Source organism: Nocardioides mangrovicus (assembly GCF_003674065.1).
Classification (GTDB): Bacteria; Actinomycetota; Actinomycetes; order Propionibacteriales; family Nocardioidaceae; genus Marmoricola; species Marmoricola mangrovicus.
On the sequence record NZ_RDBE01000010.1, the window covers coordinates 490,686 to 514,102 of the forward strand.

General features: G+C 70.7%; 19 protein-coding genes. 12 read left to right on the forward strand and 7 right to left on the reverse strand.

All coding sequences use genetic code 11. The features are described 5' to 3' along the window. Positions 1–121 precede the first annotated feature (121 nt). The gene (locus tag D9V37_RS16985) at positions 122–1,657 is read left to right on the forward strand and encodes an RCC1 domain-containing protein (protein WP_121807323.1); all 1,536 of its coding nucleotides are present in this window, start codon (positions 122–124) and stop codon (positions 1,655–1,657) included. Between the two features lie 204 nt (positions 1,658–1,861). On the opposite strand, the gene D9V37_RS16990 is transcribed toward D9V37_RS16985, so the two are convergent. Beyond that, positions 1,862–2,089, reverse strand: a complete 228-nt coding sequence (locus D9V37_RS16990) for a hypothetical protein (protein WP_232525043.1) — start codon at positions 2,087–2,089, stop codon at positions 1,862–1,864. A gap of 189 nt (positions 2,090–2,278) precedes the next feature. Beyond that, a complete protein-coding gene (gene purU / locus D9V37_RS16995; protein ID WP_121807325.1) occupies positions 2,279–3,169 on the reverse strand; it encodes a formyltetrahydrofolate deformylase in 891 nt (296 codons plus the stop codon). A 47-nt stretch (positions 3,170–3,216) separates the two neighbouring features. Between purU and D9V37_RS17000 the strand changes: the two genes are divergently transcribed. The 11 genes from D9V37_RS17000 to D9V37_RS17045 all read left to right on the forward strand — a co-directional run bounded on the left by D9V37_RS17000 (position 3,217) and on the right by D9V37_RS17045 (position 17,200). Beyond that, positions 3,217–3,999, forward strand: a complete 783-nt coding sequence (locus D9V37_RS17000) for an IclR family transcriptional regulator (protein ID WP_121807326.1) — start codon at positions 3,217–3,219, stop codon at positions 3,997–3,999. A gap of 42 nt (positions 4,000–4,041) precedes the next feature. Continuing rightward, positions 4,042–4,455: a hypothetical protein gene (locus D9V37_RS17005; RefSeq protein ID WP_147455991.1), complete on the forward strand. Its 414-nt coding sequence runs from the start codon at positions 4,042–4,044 to the stop codon at positions 4,453–4,455. A gap of 13 nt (positions 4,456–4,468) precedes the next feature. Further along, on the forward strand, positions 4,469–5,059 hold the full coding sequence (locus D9V37_RS20550) for a hypothetical protein (protein ID WP_198412624.1): 591 nt from the start codon (positions 4,469–4,471) through the stop codon (positions 5,057–5,059). 137 nt (positions 5,060–5,196) lie between these two features. After that, positions 5,197–6,666 (forward strand): aldehyde dehydrogenase family protein, encoded by a 1,470-nt coding sequence (locus D9V37_RS17010; protein WP_198412625.1) that lies wholly within the window; start codon positions 5,197–5,199, stop codon positions 6,664–6,666. Positions 6,667–6,778: 112 nt separating this feature from the next. After that, entirely contained in the window at positions 6,779–8,509 is a 1,731-nt protein-coding gene (betA, locus tag D9V37_RS17015; protein ID WP_121807329.1) for a choline dehydrogenase, read from the forward strand. Next, on the forward strand, positions 8,506–9,585 hold the full coding sequence (locus tag D9V37_RS17020) for a quaternary amine ABC transporter ATP-binding protein (protein WP_232524975.1): 1,080 nt from the start codon (positions 8,506–8,508) through the stop codon (positions 9,583–9,585). The genes betA and D9V37_RS17020 overlap by 4 nt, the downstream gene beginning before the upstream one ends. 1 nt (position 9,586) lies before the next feature. Then, positions 9,587–11,728, forward strand: a complete 2,142-nt coding sequence (locus tag D9V37_RS17025; RefSeq protein ID WP_158604507.1) for an ABC transporter permease — start codon at positions 9,587–9,589, stop codon at positions 11,726–11,728. A 51-nt stretch (positions 11,729–11,779) separates the two neighbouring features. Then, positions 11,780–12,775 carry an ABC transporter substrate-binding protein gene (locus D9V37_RS17030; protein ID WP_232524976.1) on the forward strand — a complete coding sequence of 332 codons (996 nt, stop codon included), beginning with the start codon at positions 11,780–11,782 and terminating at the stop codon, positions 12,773–12,775. Positions 12,776–12,952: 177 nt separating this feature from the next. Next, the gene (locus tag D9V37_RS17035) at positions 12,953–15,469 is read left to right on the forward strand and encodes a GcvT family protein (RefSeq protein ID WP_121807332.1); all 2,517 of its coding nucleotides are present in this window, start codon (positions 12,953–12,955) and stop codon (positions 15,467–15,469) included. A 1-nt stretch (position 15,470) separates the two neighbouring features. Then, entirely contained in the window at positions 15,471–16,223 is a 753-nt protein-coding gene (locus tag D9V37_RS17040) for an electron transfer flavoprotein subunit beta/FixA family protein (RefSeq protein ID WP_121807333.1), read from the forward strand. Next, on the forward strand, positions 16,220–17,200 hold the full coding sequence (locus tag D9V37_RS17045; RefSeq protein WP_121807334.1) for an electron transfer flavoprotein subunit alpha/FixB family protein: 981 nt from the start codon (positions 16,220–16,222) through the stop codon (positions 17,198–17,200). The genes D9V37_RS17040 and D9V37_RS17045 overlap by 4 nt, the downstream gene beginning before the upstream one ends. 99 nt (positions 17,201–17,299) lie before the next feature. Here D9V37_RS17045 and D9V37_RS17050 read toward each other — a convergent pair whose 3' ends face one another. From D9V37_RS17050 to D9V37_RS17070, 5 genes are all read right to left on the reverse strand, one after another. Continuing rightward, positions 17,300–18,364, reverse strand: a complete 1,065-nt coding sequence (locus tag D9V37_RS17050) for a hypothetical protein (protein ID WP_121807335.1) — start codon at positions 18,362–18,364, stop codon at positions 17,300–17,302. Positions 18,365–18,434: 70 nt separating this feature from the next. Then, entirely contained in the window at positions 18,435–19,157 is a 723-nt protein-coding gene (locus D9V37_RS17055) for a FadR/GntR family transcriptional regulator (protein WP_121807336.1), read from the reverse strand. Between the two features lie 82 nt (positions 19,158–19,239). Further along, positions 19,240–20,772 (reverse strand): APC family permease, encoded by a 1,533-nt coding sequence (locus D9V37_RS17060; protein WP_121807337.1) that lies wholly within the window; start codon positions 20,770–20,772, stop codon positions 19,240–19,242. 102 nt (positions 20,773–20,874) lie between these two features. Further along, on the reverse strand, positions 20,875–21,852 hold the full coding sequence (locus D9V37_RS17065; RefSeq protein ID WP_198412626.1) for a carbon-nitrogen hydrolase family protein: 978 nt from the start codon (positions 21,850–21,852) through the stop codon (positions 20,875–20,877). A gap of 28 nt (positions 21,853–21,880) precedes the next feature. Continuing rightward, a complete protein-coding gene (locus tag D9V37_RS17070) occupies positions 21,881–23,308 on the reverse strand; it encodes a glutamine synthetase family protein (protein ID WP_121807339.1) in 1,428 nt (475 codons plus the stop codon). Positions 23,309–23,417: the final 109 nt, after the last annotated feature.

A 23,417-nucleotide genomic window follows, 5' to 3' on the forward strand; every position in this document is an offset into this window, starting at 1 on the left:
CCCGCTTCGTTACCGTTCCACTGCCGGCTCGCCAGCCGCTGCCCCCTTTCGGAAACGGATCCTCATGACGTTCGTGCATCTCCGCCTGCCCCGACCACGCCCAGCCCTGGCTGTCGCTGTCGTGCTCTCGGTCGCCGTCGGCCTCGTCGGCACCGCGCGTGCTGACGCGCGCCCGGTCGACCGGCCCCGGGCCCTCGCGGCGGCAGCCGGCGTCGACGCCCACGCCGCCGCACTGCGCACGAGCCGCTACGTGGTCAGCCTGCGCCTCTCCTCGACGTCGGTCGGCGCTGGCGGCAGCGTCACGGCCACCGGCCTGGTGCAGGGCAGCGATGCCGTGGGTCGACGTGTCCTGTTGCAGCGCTGGAACGGGCACCGCTTCGCGACCGTCGCCTCTGGCCGCGTGAGCCGCCACCACGGCTTCGCGATCCGCACCACCGTCACGACCTCGGGCGCCTACCTCGCCAAGCTGCGGCGGCACCCCGGCCACCACCGCGCCGGCGCCAGCCCGACGCGCCGCGTCGAGGTGCGCGGCCCCGCGGCGCCCGGGCCTACGAGCTATGCGACCGATTTCCGCCAGCTCGCGGTCAGCACGAGCGCCTGCAGCATCCGGTCCAGCGACGAGAGCCTCCGGTGCTGGGGCTACAACGGCCACGGTCAGCTGGCCACGGGGGGTACCACTCCCACCAGCTCCGGCACTCCGGTGCAGATCGCAGGCAGCTGGAGCAGCGTGAGCACCTCGCCCGGCGCGGTCTGCGGGATCAAGACGACCGGCACGCTGTGGTGCTGGGGCAACAACGCATCGGGCCAGGTGGGCGACGGCACGACCACCGATCGCACCACGCCCGTGCAGGTCGGATCCGACTCCGGCTGGACCCAGGTCTCGACCAGCGCCACCTCCAGCTGCGGGGTGCTCCGCGGCACGGCCTACTGCTGGGGCGACAACGCCTCGGGCAACCTCGGTGACGGCACCACCACCGACGCACTGACCCCGACGGCGGTACGTGGCGACCTCGGCTTCGTCTCGGTGATGCCCGCTGCCACCTTCAGCTGCGGGCGCACCTCCTCGGGCGCGATCTACTGCTGGGGCGCCAACACCGACGGCGAGCTGGGAGACGGCACCACCACGGACCGCATCACGCCGACTGCGGTCTCGTTGGCCCACGTGACCGGGTCGAGGGAGTTCGACAGCCTCAGTGTCGCCACGATCGGCTCGCACGTCTGCGCCGTCACTCGCGAGGGGTCGGCCTACTGCTGGGGCGCCAACACCGACGGCAAGCTCGGTGACGGCACCACGACGAGCCAGGACGCGCCCGTCGCCGTCTCGGTGGCGGGAGTCCCGGGAGTCACCTGGAGCCGGGTGATCGCCAGCCAGGGATCCTCGTGCGGGCTCTCCACCACCGGCTTGGCCTACTGCTGGGGCTTCAACGGGAACGGCGGGCTCGGCGACGGCACCACGACGAGCCGCACGACACCCCAGACCGGCGACCCCGTGGGTACCGGGACCCGGTACACGGTGATCGACATGGCCTACGACGGCGGCTGCGGTCTGACCACCACCGGCGTCACGCAGTGTTGGGGCCTCGACAACGTCCACCAGCTCGGCAACGGCTCCAGCACATCGTCCACCACCACACCGGTGACGGTCTCCGGCTTGTAGAGGCCACGCGACGACGGCGGGCGAGGAATCTCGTCGGCGGCGGCCTTGTGGGTCTCGATGCCACCTCGGGTGGACGTGGCGTCCCGACCAGCCGGACGCGCGAGTTCGAGACGGGACCGTGCCCGCAGGCGAGGCACCCGCAGACCTCTGGCCCAACCCACCGGCCGGCAGAGTAGGCCGACAGGCCGAGGCAGCGGTCCCAGGTCAGTCGGACGGCTGCGCCGCGAAGGCCTTCTTGGTCTCCCGGTACCACTTCATCGCGCCGAGCGGGTGCGCCCAGCGGCCCTTCATCTCCTCGCGGGCCGGCTGGTGCGCGGCGTCGCCGGCGGCCTCGGCGTCCTTGAGGTGCTGGTCCTGGTCCTTGATGACGTCGTCGGCGCTCTCTGCGCGCAGCTCGAGGTCGCACGGGCCGCCGAGCTGGCGGCAGGTCATGGTCTTCACCGGATCTCCTTCGCGATCGTCCTCATCGATGCTGACGCACGCGGGTGCCGACGTGTGACAGCAGGAGCCGAGCTCGTCCTCGGTTGGTCCGGACCCGCGGGCAGGCCTCGACGCCGGCGGCGCCGGAATACCCGGCGAATCGGACCCGCGAGTGAAGGAAACCGCCCCGCTCCGCGCCGGCTACCGGAACACCACCGTCCGGTGCCCGTTGAGGAGCACCCGGCTCTCGCAGTGCCAGCGCACCGCCCGGGAGAGCACCTGGGCCTCGACGTCGCGGCCGGCGGCGACGAGCTGGTCCTGGGCGTAGGTGTGGTCCACCCGCAGGATGTCCTGCTCGATGATCGGGCCCTCGTCGAGGTCGGCGGTCACGTAGTGGGCGGTCGCGCCGACCAGCTTGACGCCGCGCTCGTAGGCCTGGTGGTAGGGCTTGGCGCCCTTGAAGCTGGGCAGGAAGGAGTGGTGGATGTTGATGACGCGCCCCTCCAGACGACGGCAGAGGGCGTCGGAGAGCACCTGCATGTAGCGGGCCAGCACGACCAGGTCCACGCCGAGCTCGTCGACGACGCCGAGCAGCTTGGCCTCAGCGTCGGCCTTGCTGTCGGGGGTCACCGCGATGTGGTGGAAGGGGATCTCGTAGGCGTCGCAGAGCCGTTGCGCGTCGGGGTGGTTCGACACGACCGCCGAGATGTCGACGTTCAGCGACCCGGTCGAGGCACGGAAGAGCAGGTCGTTGAGGCAGTGCAGCTGCTTGGAGACCATGATGAGCGTCTGGTAGGGCGACGACGCGGCCCACAGCTCGTACTCCATGCCGAACGTCGCGGCCACGGGCGCGAAGGCCGAGCGCAGCTCGTCGGCCGTGGTGGACCCGGAGGTCTCGAAGTCGACCCGCATGAAGAACCGGTCGGTGACGCGGTCGTCGTACTGCTGGCTCTCCAAGATGTTGCCGCCGTGGTCGACCAGGAAGCCGGCCACGGCGTGCACGATGCCGGGGCGGTCGGGGCAGACGATGGTGAGTACGAAGTCGCCCGCGGCCTGGCCGGGTGTAGCGACAAGGGGGTGAGTTGCGTCCACGGCAACGCATTCTGCGATACGCAACACGAATGGTCTAGGGTTGCGCGATGAGCAACAGCGACGTCGCTGCCGACCAGTCCGGAGGCGTCCAGTCCGTCGACCGCGCCATCACCATCTTGGAGGTGCTGGCCCGCCACGGCGAGGTCGGGGTTACCGAGGTGGCCCTCGAGCTGGGCGTCCACAAGAGCACGGCGTTCCGGCTGGTGAGCACGCTGGAGAACCACGGCCTGGTCGAGCAGAGCGGCGACCGCGGCAAGTACCGCCTCGGCGTCGGGCTGCTGCGCCTGGCCGGTGCGACGACGGCCCGCCTCGACGTCGTCCAGGAGGCCCGGCCGATCTGCAAGCGGTTGGCCGCCGAGACCGGCGAGACGGTCAACGTCGCCGTGCTCTCGGGGTCCTCGGCGCTCTACCTCGACCAGATCGCGGGCAGCTCCGCCCTGCAGCCGCACAACTGGGTCGGCCAGCACATCCCGCTACACGCCACCAGCAACGGCAAGGTGCTGCTCTCGGGCCTCGACGAGGACGACCTCGACGACGTGCTCCACGAGCTGCCCGCCCTGACCGGCTTGACGGTCACCAAGCGATCGCGGCTGCGCAAGGAGCTCGCCGTGGTCCGCGAGCAGGGGTACGCCACCGCGGTCGACGAGCTCGAGGAGGGACTCACCGCCGCCGCCGCTCCCATCCGCAACGCCCACGGCGACGTCATCGCCTCGCTGAGCGTCAGCGGCCCGACGTTCCGCCTCGGCGAGGAGAAGATGACCACGGTCGTCCCGCAGCTCACCGAGGCGGCGCTGGAGGTCTCCCACCGCCTGGGCTGGGGCCATCGCTGAGGCTGCCGACGGCACCCGGCGCCGTGTGATCCGATGGTGGCCATGACCCCCCTCGCCGCCGACGAGGCCCCGGCCGGCGTGCTGGTGCTGTGGGCGGTGATCTGCGTCCTGCTGCTGGCCTACGGCGTGGGCCACTACCGCGGCTGGAACAAGTCGGGGCTGCTCCTGTGCCCCTTCGACTCGCTGCACTTCATGCCGGCCTGGTTCGGGGCGGCAGCCACCCTGGTGCTGCTGGCCCAGCTGGCGCTGCCGATCACCGTCTGGGTGAGTCTCGTGCTCTTCGCCGCCGCCGTGCCCCCGTTCGCCGTGACCCTGATCGGGCTCTTCTGGCTGCCCGACCGGTTGCTGCCGGCGTGGTACCTGTCGTGGCGCGACCACGGCCGGCCGACGCTCGAGGTGGCCAGCAAGGCCGACAGGAAGTACTACGCGCGACGCCGGAACAGGCGCCGGCCATGACGACGGCGCGGCCATGAGCACATGGCGGGCTCTCGGCGTGCTCGTCGCGGCGCTGAGCCTCGCGGCCTGCGCGACCACCGGATCCTCGTCGAGTCACCAGGCCCGGGTGGCGGCCGAGCTCGCGGCCGGTGCGCCGCCGAAGGACGTCGCCTGGCGGGTGCCGACGCCGCCGGCCGACTGGACGGCCCTGAGCACCGACGCCGCCGGCGAACGGGCTTGGCGCATCGACGGCTCCGACTGCGTCGTACGGCTGCAGCAGCCGTCCGGGCTGAGCACCGCGGCGTCGCCGACCTCCGACCAGCTGGCCGCGGAGCTGCTGCGCGGCATCGCGTCGGGGGTGCCCGGCTCACCGCGCCCCCACGTCGTCATCGAGGCCACCCGGGCGGTGACCAACCGGGTCCACGGCCTGGCCGGCGTGGCCACCGTGCGCTTCAGCACCCGGGTGGCGGTCTTCGGATCCGCGAGCAAGGCCTACGTGATGGCCTACCGCTCGGGCGACGCCGCTCTGGAGCTGAGCGCGGTGTGCGGTGCGCAGCAGTACGCGAGCCAGCGCGGCCACGTCCACGGCTTCGCCGATCGGCTCCAGATGACGACCGTCTACTGAACCAGGACCGTGCGTTACGGTCGCGCTACAGCCCGCGTGACGATCTTGACGATCCGCGCTGCGACGATCATGCTCCCAAGACGTTGAGTTGCGTCACGAGCATTCGGGTGCGCCATGCGCAACAGGAAGGCGGACGAGTGCCGGAGAACTGGATCGCGGGGACCTGGGTGGGCGCGCGCGAAGGCGGGCGCCGCGAGATCCGGTGCCCGGCCGACGGTTCGCTGGTGGCCGAGGTCGACGAGTCGACCGCCGTGGACACCGAGGCGGCCATCGCCGCGGCCCGCGAGGCCTTCGACTCCGGACCGTGGCCCTCGACGTCGGCCCGCGAGCGCGGCGACCTGCTGCTGCGGGTGGCCGACCTGCTCGAGCGCGACAAGGCCGACGTCGCGCGCATGGAGAGCCTCGACACCGGCAAGCGGCTGGTCGAGGGCGAGTACGACGTCGACGACGTAGTCTCGGTCTTCCGCCACTTCGGTCACGTGGCCGACGCCGACGCCGGGCGCGTGGTCGACACCGGCAACCCCGGCGTCGTCAGCCGCGTGGTGCACGAGCCGGTGGGCGTGTGCGGGCTGATCAGTCCGTGGAACTACCCGCTGCTGCAGGTGGCGTGGAAGGTGGCGCCCTGCCTGGCCGCGGGCAACACGTTCGTGCTCAAGCCCAGCGAGCTCACGCCTCACACGGCGATCCACCTCATGAAGCTGCTCGACGAGGCCGGGCTGCCGGCCGGCGTCGCGAACCTGGTGCTCGGCAGCGGTCCCGACGCCGGCGCCCCGCTGAGCGAGGACCCCCGGGTCGACCTGGTGTCCTTCACCGGCGGCCTGGTCACCGGCAAGCGCATCATGGCCGCGGCCGCCGGCACCGTGAAGAAGGTGGCGCTCGAGCTGGGCGGCAAGAACCCCAACGTCGTCTTCGCCGACGCCGACTACGAGACCGCCCTGGACTTCGCGCTCACGGCGGTTTTCCTGCACTCGGGACAGGTGTGCTCGGCCGGCGCGCGGCTGGTGGTGGAGGAGTCGGTCCACGACCGGTTCGTCGACGACCTGGTCGAGCGGGCCCAGCGGATCCGGCTCGGCGGGCCGTTCGACGAGAAGGCCGAGACCGGACCTCTCACCAGCGCCGCGCACCTCGACAAGGTCGAGGCCTACGTCGCCGCCGGCATCGCCGAGGGCGCCCAGCTGCGCTGCGGCGGCGCACGGCCCGACGACCCGGCCCTGGCCGACGGCTTCTACTACCTGCCCACGATCCTCGACGGCTGCACCAGCGACATGAGCGTCACCCAGGACGAGTCGTTCGGGCCGGTGCTCACCGTCGAGACCTTCACCAGCGAGGACGACGCGGTGGCCATCGCCAACGACTCGATCTACGGCCTGGCCGGCGCCGTGTGGACCGCCGACGCCGGCAAGGGCCAGCGCGTCGCGGCCCGGATGCGTATGGGCACGGTGTGGATCAACGACTTCCATCCCTACGTCGCCCAGGCCGAGTGGGGCGGCTACAAGCAGTCCGGCATCGGCCGCGAGCTGGGCGAGGCCGGACTCGAGGAGTACCGCGAGACCAAGCACATCTGGCACAACATCGCCCCCGAGCCGCAGCACTGGTTCAGCTCATGATGCCGCCACGGCTGGGTGGTCGATCAGCACGGCGCTGTGGTGGTCGAGCAGCACGGCGAGCCCTGGCGAGCCTGCGCGTCGAGACCACCCCACAGCTCACCTGGGGCACGCGATGACCGACCACTACGACTACGTCATCGTCGGCGGCGGGTCCGCCGGCGCCGTGCTGGCCAACCGGCTCAGCGCCGACCCCGGCACCAGCGTGCTGGTCCTGGAGGCCGGTCGCTCGGACTACGCGATCGACCCGTTCATCCACATGCCGGCGGCGCTGCCGATCCCGATCGGCAACCGGCTCTACGACTGGAAGTACGAGACCGATCCCGAGCCGCACATGAACGGGCGGAAGGTCTACCACGCCCGCGGGAAGGTGCTCGGCGGCTCCTCGAGCATCAACGGGATGATCTTCCAGCGGGGCAACCCGATGGACTACGAGCGCTGGGCCGCCGAGCCCGGACTGCAGGACTGGGACTACCTGCACTGCCTGCCCTACTTCAAGCGCATGGAGACGCTGCTGCTCGAGGACGGCACCATCGGCGCCGACCGCTGGCGCGGCGGGTCCGGCCCACTGCGGCTGGAGCGCGGCAAGGCCGACAACCCCTTGTTCGGTGCGTTCTTCGAAGCGGTGCAGCAGGCCGGCTACCCGCTCACCGACGACGTCAACGGCTACCGCCAGGAGGGATTCGCGCGGTTCGACCGCAACATCCACCGCGGCCGCCGCTGGTCCTCGGCACGGGCCTACCTGCACCCGGTCAAGCACCGCAAGAACCTCACCATCGAGACGCTCGCCTTCGCCACCCGCGTCAACTTCCAGGGGCAGCGCGCGGTCGGCGTCGAGTACACCCGCGCCGGCCGCGTGCACCGCAGCGTCGGCGCCGGCGAGGTGGTGCTGTGCGGCGGCGCGATCAACACCCCGCAGCTGCTCCAGCTCTCCGGGGTCGGTGACAAGAAGCTGCTCGAGAGCCTGCGGGTGCCGGTGGTGACGCACCTGCCCGGCGTCGGGGAGAACCTGCAGGACCACCTCGAGGTCTACATCCAGTACGCCTCCAAGCAGCCGGTCTCCATCGCGCCCGGGCTGCGCTACCGCGAGCGGCCGAAGATCGGCTACCAGTGGCTCTTCCACCGCAGCGGGCTCGGCGCCACCAACCACTTCGAGGGTGGCGGCTTCGCTCGCAGCAACGACGACGTGCAGTGGCCGAACCTGATGTTCCACTTCCTGCCCATCGCCATCCGCTACGACGGCAGCGCCCCGAAGGGACTCGAATCCGGCGCCCACGGCTACCAGGTGCACATCGGCCCGATGTACGCCGACACCCGCGGCTGGGTGCGCATCAAGAGCGACAACCCGCGCGTGCACCCCTCGATGCAGTTCAACTACCTCTCCACGCCCACCGACCGCCGCGAGTGGGTCGAGGCGGTCCGCGTCGCGCGCGACATCCTCAACCAGCCGGCGTTCGCGCCGTTCAACGCCGGCGAGCTCTCCCCGGGCGGGTCGGTCGCCACCGACGAGGAGATCCTGGACTGGGTGCGCGAGGACGCCGAGACCGCGCTGCACCCCAGCTGCACGGCCAAGATGGGCGACATCTCCGCCGACGACCTCGCCGTCACCGACCCGTCGTCGATGGCGGTGCACGGCACGGAGGGGCTGCGCGTCGTCGACGCCTCGGTGTTCCCGTTCGTCACCAACGGCAACATCTACGCACCGACCATGATGACGGCCGAGAAGGCCGCCGACCTCATCGCCGGCAACACCCCGCTGCCGCCGGCCGACGTGCCCTTCTACCGACACGGCGACGGCAGTCCGCTCTATCCTCCCGGGGACCCTCGCAACCAGGAGACGCCATGACCGCGAAGACGATGACGACCGGTCAGGACTCCTCCGCTGCGGCCGGCCACCAGGGTGCCGCGCTCCACGTCGAGGGACTGTGGAAGATCTTCGGTCCCCGCGCCGACAAGATCATCGGCACGCCCGATGCGAACCTCTCCCGCCAGGAGCTGCAGGCCAAGACCGGGCACGTCGTCGGCATCCGCGACGTCTCCTTCGACGTCGCGCCGGGCGAGGTGTTCGTCGTCATGGGCCTCTCCGGTTCGGGCAAGTCGACGCTCGTCCGGCTGCTGACCCGGCTCATCGAGCCCACCGCCGGCACAGTCCAGCTCTACGGCGAGGACATCACCGGGATGGGCGACGGCGGGCTGCAGGAGATCCGCCGGCGCAAGGTCTCGATGGTGTTCCAGCACTTCGGGCTGCTCCCGCACCGCAAGGTGATCGACAACGTCGGCTTCGGCCTGGAGGTACGCGGCGAGGCCAAGCGCGAGCGCCGCAACCGGGCCCAGGAGATGGTCGACCTCGTGGGCCTCTCGGGCTACGAGAACAACTTCCCCGACCAGCTCTCGGGCGGCATGCAGCAGCGGGTCGGCCTGGCCAGGGCGCTCGCCGGCGACCCCGAGGTCTTGATGTTCGACGAGCCGTTCTCCGCGCTCGACCCGCTGATCCGGCGCGACATGCAGAACGAGGTGATCCGGCTCCACCAGGAGGTCGGGAAGACGATGGTCTTCATCACCCACGACCTGAGCGAGGCCCTCAAGCTCGGCGACCGGATCCTCATCATGCGCGACGGTGAGATCGTCCAGATCGGCACGCCGGACGAGGTGGTCGGCGCCCCGGCCGACGACTACGTCAAGGACTTCACCTCCGAGGTGCCCAAGTCGCACGTGCTGACCCTGAAGTGGGTGATGCGCACCGACACCTCGCAGCTGAGCGAGACCTGCCGCTCCGTGCAGCAGAACCAGATCGTGCGTGATGCGGCCAAGACGGTGCTCGACGCGCCGTGCTGCTGCCGGGTGCTGGACGGCGACAAGACGGTGGGGGTCATCGACGACGAGGACATCTTGCGGGTCGTCGTCGCCGAGGAAAGTCACTGACATGTCCGACCTGCTGACCCCGCAGGCGGAGGCTCGCGAGAAGGGGGTCGCCCTCTCCAAGGAGGAGCAGCCCTACGTCGAGGTCGGCCGCGACCGGCACACCGGCTGGTGGCTGCTGGGCACAGTGGCGGTGTGGTTGGTGCTCTTCGCGCTCTTCCACGGCCACGACACCCGTGCGCTCGGCCTGCAGAACACCACCGGGTTCCACGAGTGGCTGAACCACCGCCGCGACTGGATCCAGCTGCACGGGCCGGACAACTGGTTCTTCGGCGGCGTGCTCGGCCACATCGGGTCCGGTGCGACCAACCTGGTCACGGCCTTCCAGAACCTGCTCAGCCTGCCCTCGCTGGGCGGAGTGGTGCCGCAGATCGGGTGGCTCGGTGTGATCGCCCTGGCGGCCTGGGTCACCTGGGCCCTGGCCGGCCCGCGGTCGACGGCGCTCGTGGTCGTCGCCCTGCTGGTCTTCGGCATCCTCGGCTACTGGGCCGACAGCATGGACACCTTGATCCTCACCCTGCTCGCGGTGGCGATCTGCTGCCTCATCGGCCTGCCGGTGGGCATCGCCATGGCGCGCAGCCGGTCGGTCTCCGCGGCCATCACCCCGTTCCTCGACGGCATGCAGACGATGCCGGCGTTCGCCTACCTGACCCCGTTCGCGCTGCTCTTCGGCATCGGCTCGGCCACGGCGCTCATCATCACGCTCATCTACGCGATCCCGCCCCTGATCCGCATCACCGAGCACGGGCTGCGCTCGGTGCCCGAGACCACCGTCGAGGCCGCCCGCTCGATGGGCCTGACCCGCGGCCAGCTGCTGCGCCAGGTGCAGCTGCCGATGGCGCGACGCACCATCGTGGTCGGCATCAACCAGGCGATGATGGCCGCGCTGTCGATGGCCACCTTCGCGACCTTCGTCAACGGGCCCGGCCTGGGCAACCCGGTCAACCTCGGTCTGCAGAACAACAACGTCGGCCAGGCCGCCGTGCCGGGCCTGGTCATCGTGGTCATGGCCATCACCCTCGACCGCATCACCACCGCGGCCAGCGAGCGCTCGGAGGTGCTGAGCCGCTCCGGGGTCGCGTCGGTGAGCGGTCCGGGCGTCATGCTCGCCGGCGTGGTGCTCGAGAAGCTGCCCCGCTGGGCCACCGAGTCGGCCGGCAAGGGCGCGAAGCAGCCCCGGCTGACCCCGGCCGGACGCTGGACGGCGCGCCTGGTGTGGCTGGTCCCGGTCTTGGTGGCGGTCTACCTCTCGCGCACCTTCCTCGGCCTGGCCAACTTCCCGACCCGCCAGGGCTGGCCGTTCATCGCCCCGATCGACCGGCGCAGCCTCCAGAAGCTGATCAACAACGTCACCAACTGGCTGGTCGACCACATCGACAAGCTCACGCTCGCCATCAAGAACGACGTCACCCGCGTGCTCATCGACCCGCTGCAGAGCCTGCTGGCCAGCTCACCGTGGTGGCTGGCCGCGCTCGCCCTCGTCGCACTGGGCTACGTGCTGGGAGGCTGGAAGACCCTGGCGCCCACCGTCGTCAGCCTCGCCGTCATCTACCTCGTGGGCCTGTGGAACGACACGATGGTCACCTTGGCCATGACGCTGATCGCCACCTTGCTGGTGATGGTGATCGCGGTGCTGCTCGGCGTCGCCATGGGCCGGGGCCGGCGCACCGACACGTTCATCCGGCCCTTCCTCGACGCCTTCCAGGTGATCCCGCCGTTCGTCTACCTGGTGCCGGCGCTGGCCTTCTTCGGCGTCGGCCGCTTCACCGCCATCGTCGCTGCGATCGCCTACGCCGTCCCGATCGCCACCAAGCTGGTGGCCGACGGCATCCGCGGCGTCTCGCCCACCACGGTCGAGGCGGTGCGCTCGGTGGGCAGCACCCGCTGGCAGACGATCGGCAAGGTCCAGCTGCCGATGGCGCGCGAGGCGCTGGTGCTGGCCACCAACCAGGGCCTGCTCTACGTGCTGTCGATGGTCGTGATCGGCGGCCTGGTCGGCGGCGGCAGCCTCGGCTACATCGTGGTGTCCGGCTTCAGCCAGGACCAGCTGTTCGGCAAGGGCCTGGCCGCGGCGATCGCCATCACCGCGCTCGGGATCATGCTCGACCGGATCGCGCGGCACACCGCCGCACGCGCCGGAAGGTAGCGGACTTCTCCTCGGGCGGACCGGGGAGCAAGAACAACAAAGGGAGTAGGAATGGCTCGAGGAGCACTCCGGGGCAAGACCCGGATGATCGCCATCGTCGCCTCCGTGGGCCTCGGGCTCGCCGGCCTGGCCGGTTGTGGCGGCACGGTCAAGAGCGCCAGCGGAGACAGCGGCAGCGGCGCCAAGAAGTGCGGCAACTTCCGGATCGCGATGAACCCGTGGGTCGGCTACACCGCCGACGGCGCGGTCGTCGGGTACGTCGCCAAGCACGACCTGGGCTGCACCGTCAGCTACGTCAACGGCAAGGAGGAGGTCAGCTGGCAGGGCATGAACTCCGGGACCGTCGACACCATCTTGGAGAACTGGGGCCACGCCGACCTGACCAAGAAGTACATCACCCAGCTGAAGTCGGTCGTCGACGCCGGCCAAACGGGCAACAAGGGGATCATCGGCTGGTACGTGCCGCCGTGGATGGCCGAGAAGTACCCCGACATCACCGACTGGAAGAACCTGAACAAGTACGCCTCGCTGTTCAAGACCTCCGAGTCCGGCGACAAGGGCCAGCTGCTCGACGGTGACCCCTCCTACGTCACCAACGACGAGGCGCTGGTGAAGAACCTCAAGCTGAACTACAAGGTGGTCGTCGGCGGCTCCGAGGCCGGCCTGATCCAGAGCTTCAAGAGCGCGGAGAAGAACAAGACGGCGCTGCTGGCCTACTTCTACGAGCCGCAGTGGTTCTTCTCGGAGATGAAGCTGGTCAAGGTGAACCTGCCCGCCTACACCGACGGCTGCGACGCCGACGCGGCGAAGGTCGCCTGCGACTACCCGCCGTACAACCTCAACAAGCTGATGAGCAAGAAGTTCGCCGACTCCGGGTCGCCCGCGGCGACCCTGGTCAAGAACTTCCAGTGGACCAACGACGACCAGAACGAGGTCGCCGAGTACATCGCCAAGGACGGCATGTCCAACGAGGCCGCGGCCAAGAAGTGGGTCGACGCCAACCAGGACAAGGTCAAGGAGTGGCTGAAGGGGACCGGCGCGAGCTAGCGGCGGGCGCGGGAGGGACGGTCTCCTCCACTCGCGTGATCGTTCTGCCAGAACCTCGTCCGACTCGGCCCCTCGCACCTTGACAGGTGCGGGGGGCCGAGTCGATTCTGTACTTGTTCCGTATCGCGCACACTGTTGCGTATCGCGCATCGTCGATTCGTCTTCTCAGGAGAGCCCGTGGCCACCGTTCCCAGCAAGGCACAGGTCGTCGTCATCGGCGCCGGCATCGTCGGCAACAGCCTGGTCCACCACCTCGCCCGGCTCGGCTGGAACGACATCGTGCAGCTCGACATGGGTCCGCTCCCCAACCCCGGCGGCTCGACCGGTCACGCCTCGAACTTCATCTTCTTGACCGACCACTCCCGCGAGATCACCGACCTCACGCTGGACTCGGTCGAGCAGTACCAGGAGATGGGCGTCTTCACGAAGTCCGGCGGCTTCGAGATCGCGCGCACCGAGGAGCGCATGGAGGAGCTGCGGCGCCGGATGTCGAGCGCGAAGGCGTTCGGCATCGAGGCCGAGATCGTCGACCCGGCGTTCGTGAAGGAGAAGGTGCCCTTCATCGAGACCGACCAGTTCATCGGGGCGTTCTGGCAGCCCGAGGTCGGCGTCGTCGACTCGCTGCGCGCCGGCACGATCATGCGCGAGCGCGCGATGGAGACCGGTGCGCTGACCGTCGTTCCGAACGTCGAGGTGACCGACCTCGACGTCGAGGACGGCCGCATCACGCGCGTGCACACCACCGACGGCAGCATCGAGGCCGGCACGGTCGTCATCGCCTGCGGCGTGTGGAGCCCGAAGATCGGCGACATGGCCGGGATCTCGATTCCGCTCACGCCCGCGGTGCACCAGATGATCTCGGTGGGCCCGTGCCCGCAGCTGGCCGAGACCGAGGGTGAGATCACCTTCCCGATCGTCCGCGACATGGACACCTTCTGCTACGAGCGCCAGCACGGCGCCGACATGGAGGTCGGCTCCTACGCCCACCGCGCGATCCTGCACGAGCCCGAGGACATCCCGACCATCGAGCAGGCCAAGCTCTCCCCCACCGAGATGCCGTTCACCGACGAGGACTTCGACCCCCAGCTCGAGCAGGCGCTGGAGCTGATGCCCGAGCTGCTCGGCGCCGACGGCGCGGAGATGCGCTACGCCATCAACGGCCTGCTGTCGCTGACCTGCGACGGTCAGCCCATCCTGGGCGAGTCGCTGGTCAAGGGGCTGTGGACCGCGGCCGCGGTCTGGATCAAGGAGGGTCCAGGCGTCGGTCGCGCGGTCGCGGAGCAGATGACGCAGGGCTACTCCGAGATCGACATCCACCACTGCGACATCGCCCGGTTCTACCCCCACCAGATGCGCCGCGAGCACACCCGGCTGCGCACCACCGAGTCGTTCATCAAGACCTACGGCATCGTGCACCCCGCCGAGCAGTACGAGTCCGACCGCGACCAGCGGCTCTCCCCGATGCACGACTCCGAGCAGAAGTTCGGCGCGGTGTTCTTCGAGGCCGTCGGCTGGGAGCGGCCGCAGTGGTACGAGTCGAACTCCGACCTGCTCGAGGTCTACGGCGACGCCGTGATGCCGCGTGAGCACGAGTGGGACTCGCGCTGGTGGAGCCCGATCATCAACGCCGAGCACCTGCGGATGCGCGAGGCGGCCGGCGTCGTCGACCTCACGGCGTTCTGCCTCTTCGACATCGAGGGTCCCGAGGGTTCGGGCAGCGCGCTGGCGTCGGTGCAGCAGACCTGCGTCGCGCAGTGCGACGTCGCCGTCGGCAAGGTCATCTACACCCCGGTGCTCGACGCCAAGGGCGGCTTCGTCTCCGACCTGACGGTGATGCGGCTGGGCGAGGACCACTTCCGCGTGGTCACCGGCGGCGCGCACGGGCAGTCGGACAAGAAGTGGTTCGCCGACCGTCTGGTCGAAGGCGCCACGCTGACCGAGCTCACCGACGAGGTCTCCACCATCGGCCTGTGGGGCCCGCAGGCCCGCGAGATCCTCGCCTCCTTGTCGTCCGACGACCTCTCCCACGAGGGCTTCGGGCTGCTCACCTGCCGTGAGATCACCGTCGACGGCATCTCGGTGCTCGCCTCGCGGATCTCCTACGTCGGCGAGCTCGGCTGGGAGCTGTACGTCTCCTTCGCCGACGCCGCAGCGCTGTGGGAGAAGCTGCTCGACGCCGGTCAGCCGCACGGCGCCCGCCCGGTGGGCATCGGCGTCTACGCCACCACCGGCCGTATCGAGAAGTCCTACCGCGCGTTCGGCTACGAGCTCGACGCCGAGCGCACCATCGTCGAGGCCTCCATGCAGCGGCCCAAGGTGAAGGCGGCCGACTTCGTCGGCAAGGCCGACTACCTCAAGCAGCGCGAGGCCGACCCGCAGGCCGTGCTGTGCACGCTGGCGGTCGACGACCACACCTCGGCCTCGGGCGTGAAGCGCTACATGCTCGGCGGCGAGCCGATCCTCACCCGCGACGGCGGCACGCTCACCGACGGCCACGGCCACCACCCCCACGTCACGACCGCCGGCTCCGCGCCGTCGCTGGGCAAGCACTTGCTGCTGGCATTCCTGCCGCCGGCCGAGGCCAGCGTCGGCAACGAGCTCGCCGTGTCGTACATGGAGGAGCTGTACCCGGTGACCGTCGTCTCCGCCGACGCGACGCCGGCCTTCGACCCCGACAACCTCCGGATGCGCTGAGATGACCGACGTCCTGGTCTGCATCAAGCGAGTGCCCGACACCTCGGGGCAGGTGCTGCTCACCGACGACGAGCAGTCGGTCGACGCCCGCTTCGTCGGGTTCACCGTGTCGAACCACGAGCACGCGGCGGTGGAGCTGGCGATCCGGATGGCCGACGCCACCGGCGGCACCGTCACGCTGCTGAGCGTCGGTCCGGCCGACGCCGTCGAGCAGCTGCGCTCCACTCTCGCGCTCGGCTGCCAGGCCGCGGTGCTGGTCGAGGCCGAGCCGACCGGGCTGGGCCCGGCCGACGTCGCCGCGGAGATCGCCGCCGTCGTGCAGGACAAGGCGTTCGACCTCGTGCTGCTGGGCAACGACGCCGCCGACTCCGGCGACTTCCAGGTGCCGGTGCGGCTGGCCTACGCGCTGGACCGGCCGATCGTGGTGGGCGCGTCGTCGGTGGAGATCGCGGACGGGCGGCTCAAGTCGTTCGTCGACGGTCCCGAAGGCGAGGAGACCTACGACCTCCCGCTGCCGGCCGTCGTCTCCGTGCTCGAGGGCGGCGTCGAGCCGCGGTACCCCTCGCTCAAGGGCCGGATGGCGGCCAAGAAGGTCGAGATCGAGACCCGTACGCCCACGCGTGAGCCGGTGGGCGCCAACCGGGTGCGGCTGACGCTGCCCCCGGCCGAGCCCAACGAGGTGGAGGTGCTGGGCGAGGGCCCGGGCACCGCACCTGCCGTGGTGGACCTGTTCGAGAGGCTGGCCGTGCTGTGATCGTGACCCTCGTGGAGCTGGAGAACGGCTCGGTCTCCGAGATCTCGCTGGAGACACTCGCGTTCGCGCGGTCGCTGGCCGCCGAGGGCGGCGGCATCGCGATCCGCGCGGTCGTCGTGGGCGACGTCGACGCGCCGGACGCGGTGGCCGCCGAGCTCGGCGCCCACGGCGTGAGCGAGGTGCTGCAGGCCACCGGCGACGCCTTCTCCGCCTACGGCGGCGCGGCGTGGGCCGCGGCTCTCCAGGCGGCGCGCGAGTCGACGAAGTCGGTCGTCGTGACGGCCGCCGGCAGCCCGCGGGGCATGGAGGTGCTGGCCCACCTGGCCGCCCGCCTCGACGTGCCGTTCGCGGCCAACGTGGTCAGCTTCTCCGGGCTGGCACCGTTCGTCGTCACCCGTCAGGTGGTCGGCGGCGCGGCGCAGGAGGAGATGAAGCTGGACCGCCGCCCGGCCGTGCTCACCGTCGCCGGCCACTCGTGGACGGCCGCGGCCGTCGGCGGCGACGCGGCCACCTGGACGACCTTCTCCCCCGAGGTGGCCGAGGCCGATCTCGTCGCGCGCGTCGTGGCCACCGGCACCAAGGACAGCGACGACTCGGACTCGCTGAAGTCCGCCCGCGTCGTCGTCGGCGCCGGCCGCGGGGCCGGTGGCCCCGAGGGCTTCGCCGCGGTCGGCGAGCTGGCCGAGCTGCTGCACGGCTCGCTCGGCGTCTCGCGCGTGGTCACCTCGCTGGGCTGGCGGCCCCACCACGAGCAGGTCGGCCAGACCGGCAGCCGGATCTCCCCGGAGCTCTACGTGCCCTGCGGCATCTCCGGCGCCATCCAGCACTGGGCCGGCTGTTCGAGCTCGAAGGTGATCGTGGCCATCAACACCGACGCCGAGGCCCCGATGATGACCAAGGCCACCTACGCCGTCGTCGGCGACATGCACGAGGTGGTTCCCGCGATCGTCGAGGAGATCCGGGGGCGGAAGGGCTGATCCCGGGGTCGGCGGGGGTTTTGCCGGGTGCCCGGCAAAACCCCCGGAAAATGGCTCCAGAATCGGTCGCTGGGACGAGTTCTGGTAGGCCTGCGCCCGCTACGTCCGGTTCGACCGCTGCAGCCAGGCGGTGGTGTCGCGATGCAGCAGCATCGCGACGCTGCCCCCGCAGGCGATCGCGATGATCAAGAAGCCCGGGAACGCGACGCTGCATAGCAGCGCGAGTCCTCCCGCGCCGACGGCGGAGACGACGAGCACCACCCGGGCCCAGGCGCGCCGGCGCCAGACCAGGACGGCGACCAGGGCCGCCAGCCCCGCCCAGACCACGAGCAGCAGGCACACCACCGCCGAGGCCACCTGCAGCTGGTGCACGGTGATCCCCAGCTCCCCGGCCTGCGGGTTGTCGGCCAGCGCCTGCCGGAACTGGCGCCTCACCTGGGCACTGCCCAGCGAGGCCACGGCGATCACCATCAGCACCGACACCAGGGCGGCGAAGACCCACGTCGTCAGGCACGCGGCGCTGACCTGCCGGGGCCGCCCGGCCGGACGAGCCTGCAGGGTGGGCGCGCCGGAGAGCCCGGGGTCGCCGTAGCTGCCGACGTACGGCGGCGGGGTCTGGCCCAGCGGCGATGCGGGTGAGCCCTGGTCGGCGACCGCCGACGGCGCGGCCGAGCTGAATTGACTGTCTGGTGTGCCTGGGCCTAACGAGGGGGTCTGCGGGGCGGGTGGCCGGGGGGTGCGACCGGCGTACCAGTCGCGCGCCGGGGCGCTCCACAGCATCACGGTGGCGGCCACGATGAAGCCGGTCAGGAAGAAGTCGACCCACAGCCCGCACACCACGAGCGGCACCGCCAGCACGGTCATCGCGATGCGCGCGCCCTTGTCGCGGCGGGCGGCGAAGAACGCGAAGACCAGGATCGCCGCCGAGACGGCACCGAGCACCATCAGCCCGGCCCTGGCCAGCGAGAGCGCCTGGTCGACGCCGATGTTGAGGGTGCGTCCCGACCCCCTGCTCAAGAACTCCTCGACCGCCTGGCGCAGGTCGACGGTGTGCCAGCGGGCGAGCAGGCTGCCGACGCTGAGCAGCATCGCCAGGCTGGCGGCGCCGCTCACCAGGGCACCCACGGTCACCTGGCGCGGACGGTCCTGCGTCGGGCTGGCCATGACAGCAGTGTCCCGGACGCCGCCAACACCGGCCGCGGTGGACTGACCCAGCTCGGGCTCCGGATCAGCGTCAGGGGCGGGGCGGCTGCTCGGTCTCGATGAGGTCGTGGGTGGTGGAGACCAGGTGCTCCAGCATGCTCGCCGCGGCCCGATCGGCATCGCGAGCGGCGACGGCGTCGTAGATCTGCTGGTGGTCGGCCAGCGAGCACTGCGGCTGGCCCGGTCGGGTCAACGAGGTCTCCGAGGAGCGGTCGAAGGCGCGCCGGATGTCGTTGATCAGCTCCACCAGGATGGGGTTGCCGCTGGCGCGGGCCACCCCGAGGTGGAAGCGCCGGTCGCCGTCGAGCCCGGGTCGCCCGGCGGCGATCTCCTCGGCCATCAGCTGCAGGCCGGCGCGCATCTCGGCCAGCTGCTCCTCGGTGGCACGCAGGGCGGCCAGCCGCGCGCACTGCACCTCGATGGCCTGGCGGGTCTCCCAGATGAAGGGGTGGTCGATGTGGGCCGCGATCAGCTCCACGGCCAGGGAGGAGACCACCTCCTCGGGACGTTGCTGGAGGTAGATGCCGTCGCCGTGACGGACGTCGACGACCCCCTGCGCCCGCAGGACCATGAGCGCCTCGCGGATCGAGGACCGTCCGACGCCGAGCTGCTCGGCCAGCTCCCGCTCGGTCATCAGCTTGTCGCCCGGCTGCAACTGGTTGACGTCGATGAACTCGCGCAGCCGGTCGGTCACCTGGTCGGAGAGTGACCGACGCGCGACCGGACGCAGCCCGTTCGACGGACCCGACGCCATCGCTGCCTCCTCACCTGGACGACCCGATCCTAGGGCGCCGGGCCCGGCCGGGCCCGGCGCGCCCGGTGACGCCCGGTGTCACTCAGTCGTGGAAGGTGGTGAAACTGCCGATGGCCGCGTAGCGCGGGTCCTCCCGGGAGCGCCACACCAGCGCCGTGACCATGCCGACCACGAACAACGCCACGATCACGAACGGCATGGCCCGGATGAACGTCGCGTCGCCCGCACCCGAGAGCGCACCGGTGTTGGTCAGCAGCAGGAACAGGGCCGCCACCATGGCGGCCAGGCCCAGCAGCGGCGCCACCAGCGTGTGCCAGACCGAGAAGTCCGCGCGAGCCGCGACGAGGAAGTACCTGATCACCGCCACCGAGACCAGCGCCTGGACCGCGAGCAGCCCCATGACGCCCAGCAGCGGGCTCCAGGTGCCCAGCTTGGTCAGCGTGGCCTCCGTAGAGGGGTCGGCGATCACGAAGCCGAGCATGTAGAGACCGGCCACCACCGCGACGGCGGTGGAGGCGCGGTAGGGGCTGTGGTGGCGCGGGTGGGTCTGCGCCAGCCACGACGGCAGCAGGCCCTCGCGTCCCAGGCTGAACAGATAGCGCGAGGCGGTGTTGAAGAAGGCCAGCTGGGCCGCGAAGCCGCTGGTCATCGTCAACACCCGGAAGTACTCGGTCAGCGCCGAGGACCCGTAGCGGTCGGTCAGCGGGTAGAAGGCCGAGTCGTAGGTGCCCTTGAACTGGGCGAGCACGGCGTCGGAGACCTGGCCGACTCCCCAGCCGTTGACGAAGAAGAAGGACACCACGGTGTAGACCACACCGAGCCCGATCACGGTGATGTACATGGCCCGCTTGCCCACCGTCGCCGGGTCGCGGCTCTCCTCAGCGTAGTTGGGCGCCATCTCGAACCCGACCCACGACCAGAACGCACCGAAGAGCGCGATCCCCGCCGCCGAGGCCCCGAACACCTTCACGGCCTGGGCGTTGTCGAAGAATGCGCTCGGGTCGAGAGGTCGTGCGCTGAGGCCGTCGGCCCCGCCGTGCACCGCGACCACGACGACGAAGACGGCCAGGCCGACCAGCTCGAGCACCATCAGCGTGCTCAGGACCCGTGCGGCCAGGCCGACGTGGAACCACGACAGCGCCAGGGACAACCCGAGGATGACGAACACCAGCACCCACGTCGGCACCGTGGCGCCGAACCAGTGCTGCAGCGTGCCGTGGGTGAAGTAGGCGGTGGGTCCGATGATGGCCGCGCAGAAGACGATGTAGCAGACGCTGACGACGTACGCGGTCCCCAGGCCCGGCACCCGACCGAGTCCAGCGGTGACGAAGCTGTAGAAGCCACCGGCGCTGCGCACCTTCTGCGACATCCTCACGTAGCCGACCGAGAACACCACGAGTGCGATGGTGGCGATGACGAAGGCGATGGGCGCTGCGTACCCGGCGCCGTTCACGGTGACCGGGACGTTGAAGAGCATCGCGTAGAGCGGCGCCGCGCCGGCCAGGATCGTGAAGATGACCCCGGGCAGGCCCATGGCGCGCGCGGACAGCGCGCCGGTCGGGGGTGGCGAGGCGGTGAGGGAGCGGTCGGCTGCGTCGCCGGTGAGTTCGGCCATGACGGGTTTCCTCTCGTGCTGAGGTGGGGCGGTGCTGGGCCGGCGACGCTGCCGGGGCCCGTAGGGCCGGGTAGGGGGTAGGGGGAGCCCGGTCGGTCGGGCTCAGAGCTCGCTCACCGCGCCGCGACGGCGCCGGTCGACCTGGGTGACCAGCACGTCGGGGCGGCTGTAGTGGCCGGTGGGGTCGAAGGTCAGCCGTTCCTGCCCGACGCGCCGCAGATCGAGGTCCACCACCACCAGGCCCTCCCCCTCGACCGGCTCGACGAGCCAGGCGCCGTCGGGCCCGGCGACGGCGGAGCCGCCGGTGAACGTGGTGGGGGCGGCGTTCGCACGGAGCTCCGCGGCGAGCGGGAAGTCGTCGGGGATGTCGCCGGCCCCGAGCACACCGCCGACCGCGACGTGGAACTGGCGGCCCTCGATGGCGGCGAACCGGGTGATGTCACGGGTGAGCGCCGGCGAACCGGGCCAGGTGCTGACGTGGACGAGCTCGCCGTCGGCGTAGAGCACCTGACGGGCCTGCGGCATCCAGTTCTCCCAGCAGCTCAGCCCACCCACCTGCACCCCCGCCACGTCGTGCGTGCGCAACCCGGCGGCGTCGCCCGGTGCCCACACGAGTCGCTCGTCGAAGGTGGGGACGAGCTTGCGATGCACACCCACGACGCCCGCACCCGGAGCCACCGTGAGCAGCGTGCAGTAGGCGCTGCCGCGCCCGGCCCGCTCGGGGCGTTCGCTGACCCCGACCATCAGCGTCACGCCGAGGTCGCCGGCCAACGCCGCCAGGGTCCTCGTCTCGGGGCCGCCGACCGTGAGCGCGGAGTCCAGGTAGTAGGCGTAGCAGGCCTTCTGGTCCGGGTCGTCGAAGCGCGTGCCGCTCTCGGTGCGCATCATCCAGAACGGGTAGCCGCTCAGGTACGCCTCGGGGAACACGACGAGGTCCGCACCGGCGTCGGCTGCCTGCGAGGTCGCCGCGACCAGCCGGGCCAACCGGGCGTCGAGGTCGAGCCAAGGGCCGCCCAGCTGCGCGGCCACCACGGTGACTACGTGAGCGGCCGCCCGGTCATCGAGGCGGGCACTGGCCAAGATCTCGAGGGTGCCTCGAGCTGCGGGGTCAGTAGACCTCGAAGTACTCACGCTGCTCCCAGTCGGTGACGTAGGCGTTGAAGCGGGCGACCTCGTGGCGCTTGAGCATCGACAGGTAGCGCACCAGCGGCTCACCCAGCTCGCGTCGCAGCAGCTCACTGCTCTCGAGGTGGCCGATCGCCGCCTCGAGCGTCGCCGGAAGCGCCTGCGCCTCGGCGGCGTAGGGCTCATCGGCCGAGGGGCCCGGATCCAGCGTCCGCCGCACGCCGTCGCGTCCGCTGACCACCTGCGAGGCCAGGTAGAGGAAGGGGTTGGCGGCCGGCTCGCCGATGCGGTTCTCCAGGTGCGTGTTCGCATCACCGCGCACGCCGGCGACCCTGACCATGGCGCCGCGGTTCTCCTCGGCCCACGCCACCCGGTCCGGGGCGAACGAGTCCGGCCGGTAGCGCTTGTAGCCGTTGACCGTCGGCGTGGTCAGGACGGCGCACTCCACCGCGTGGTCGAGCAGACCGGCCATGAACGAACGGCCGACCGGCGAGAGCAGCTCGCCGTCGGACCCGGCGAACGCGTTCGCGGTCTCGGCGCTGCGCAGCGACTGGTGGAGGTGCCAGCCACTGGAGAAGGCGTTGGGCAGGCCGGGCCGGCACATGAACGTCGCGTGGTAGCCGTGACGGCGCGCCAGCTGCTTGATCACGCTGCGCACCAGCAGCGCGGCGTCGGCCGTGGCGGCGCCGACCATCGGCTCGAAGGTGAACTCGACCTGCCCGGGACCCCACTCGTCCTCCACCGTCGCCAACGGCAACCCGAGGGCGACGATGTTGTCGCGCAGCACCGACAGGATCGGCGCAATCTCGTCGCCTCGCGCCTCGGTGAGGTACTGGAAGCCGTGCGAGACCGCGCTGACGCGCGGCGGCTCGGGCGGGTAGCCGGAGTCCTCCCACGAGAGCCGGGGATCCTCGAGTCGCGTGAGGTAGAACTCCAGCTCGATGCCGGAGACGAACTCGTAGCCGTCCTCGGCCAAGAGCTCGAGCTGGCGTTGCAGCACACCGCGGGTGTCGAAGGGAACGCGTTCGCCGGAGCGGTAGTACAGGTCGGCGAGCACCCAGCCGGTGCCGTCGACCCACGGGAGCACCCGGAAGGTGAGCGGGTCGGGCACCAGGACGGCGTCGGGCAGACCGGTCATCCGCGGGTCGCCGAGCGCATCCGCCCCGAAGGGCGCCACCACGGGGTTGTTGGTGGTGTCGAAGATCAGGGTCGCGCTCTGGAAGTCCTTGCCGCTGACCATCGTGGACCAGAAGTGGTCGATCTCCAGCGTCTTGCCCCGCACGATGCCGTGCTGGTCGCCCCAGGCGATACGGACCTGGCGCAGGCCGAGATCGGCGATCTCCGCGCGCAGCCGGGCGGCCGCCTCGACCTGCTCGGCCGACCACAAAGCGTGGTCGTCGATGAACCCCATCAGCGTCTCCTCGGGTGATCCGGTGATCAGACCAATACACCGTGACAGACGCATGTTTCACCCAAATGTCGCCGCCCTGTGGCCCTGCGTGGCGAACCGGTGCAGAACG

What these genes read in the sequence shown, in the direction of transcription:
- D9V37_RS17005 (WP_147455991.1), top strand. Translation starts at nt 4,042, where the DNA reads ATGACCCCCCTCGCCGCCGACGAGGCCCCGGCCGGCGTGCTGGTGCTG.
- D9V37_RS17050 (WP_121807335.1), bottom strand. Translation starts at nt 18,364, where the DNA reads ATGGCCAGCCCGACGCAGGACCGTCCGCGCCAGGTGACCGTGGGTGCC.
- betA (WP_121807329.1), top strand. Translation starts at nt 6,779, where the DNA reads ATGACCGACCACTACGACTACGTCATCGTCGGCGGCGGGTCCGCCGGC.
- D9V37_RS17025 (WP_158604507.1), top strand. Translation starts at nt 9,587, where the DNA reads ATGTCCGACCTGCTGACCCCGCAGGCGGAGGCTCGCGAGAAGGGGGTC.
- D9V37_RS17070 (WP_121807339.1), bottom strand. Translation starts at nt 23,308, where the DNA reads ATGGGGTTCATCGACGACCACGCTTTGTGGTCGGCCGAGCAGGTCGAG.
- D9V37_RS17030 (WP_232524976.1), top strand. Translation starts at nt 11,780, where the DNA reads ATGGCTCGAGGAGCACTCCGGGGCAAGACCCGGATGATCGCCATCGTC.
- D9V37_RS17055 (WP_121807336.1), bottom strand. Translation starts at nt 19,157, where the DNA reads ATGGCGTCGGGTCCGTCGAACGGGCTGCGTCCGGTCGCGCGTCGGTCA.
- D9V37_RS17020 (WP_232524975.1), top strand. Translation starts at nt 8,506, where the DNA reads ATGACCGCGAAGACGATGACGACCGGTCAGGACTCCTCCGCTGCGGCC.
- D9V37_RS20550 (WP_198412624.1), top strand. Translation starts at nt 4,469, where the DNA reads ATGAGCACATGGCGGGCTCTCGGCGTGCTCGTCGCGGCGCTGAGCCTC.
- D9V37_RS17000 (WP_121807326.1), top strand. Translation starts at nt 3,217, where the DNA reads ATGAGCAACAGCGACGTCGCTGCCGACCAGTCCGGAGGCGTCCAGTCC.
- D9V37_RS16990 (WP_232525043.1), bottom strand. Translation starts at nt 2,089, where the DNA reads ATGACCTGCCGCCAGCTCGGCGGCCCGTGCGACCTCGAGCTGCGCGCA.
- D9V37_RS17040 (WP_121807333.1), top strand. Translation starts at nt 15,471, where the DNA reads ATGACCGACGTCCTGGTCTGCATCAAGCGAGTGCCCGACACCTCGGGG.
- D9V37_RS17060 (WP_121807337.1), bottom strand. Translation starts at nt 20,772, where the DNA reads ATGGCCGAACTCACCGGCGACGCAGCCGACCGCTCCCTCACCGCCTCG.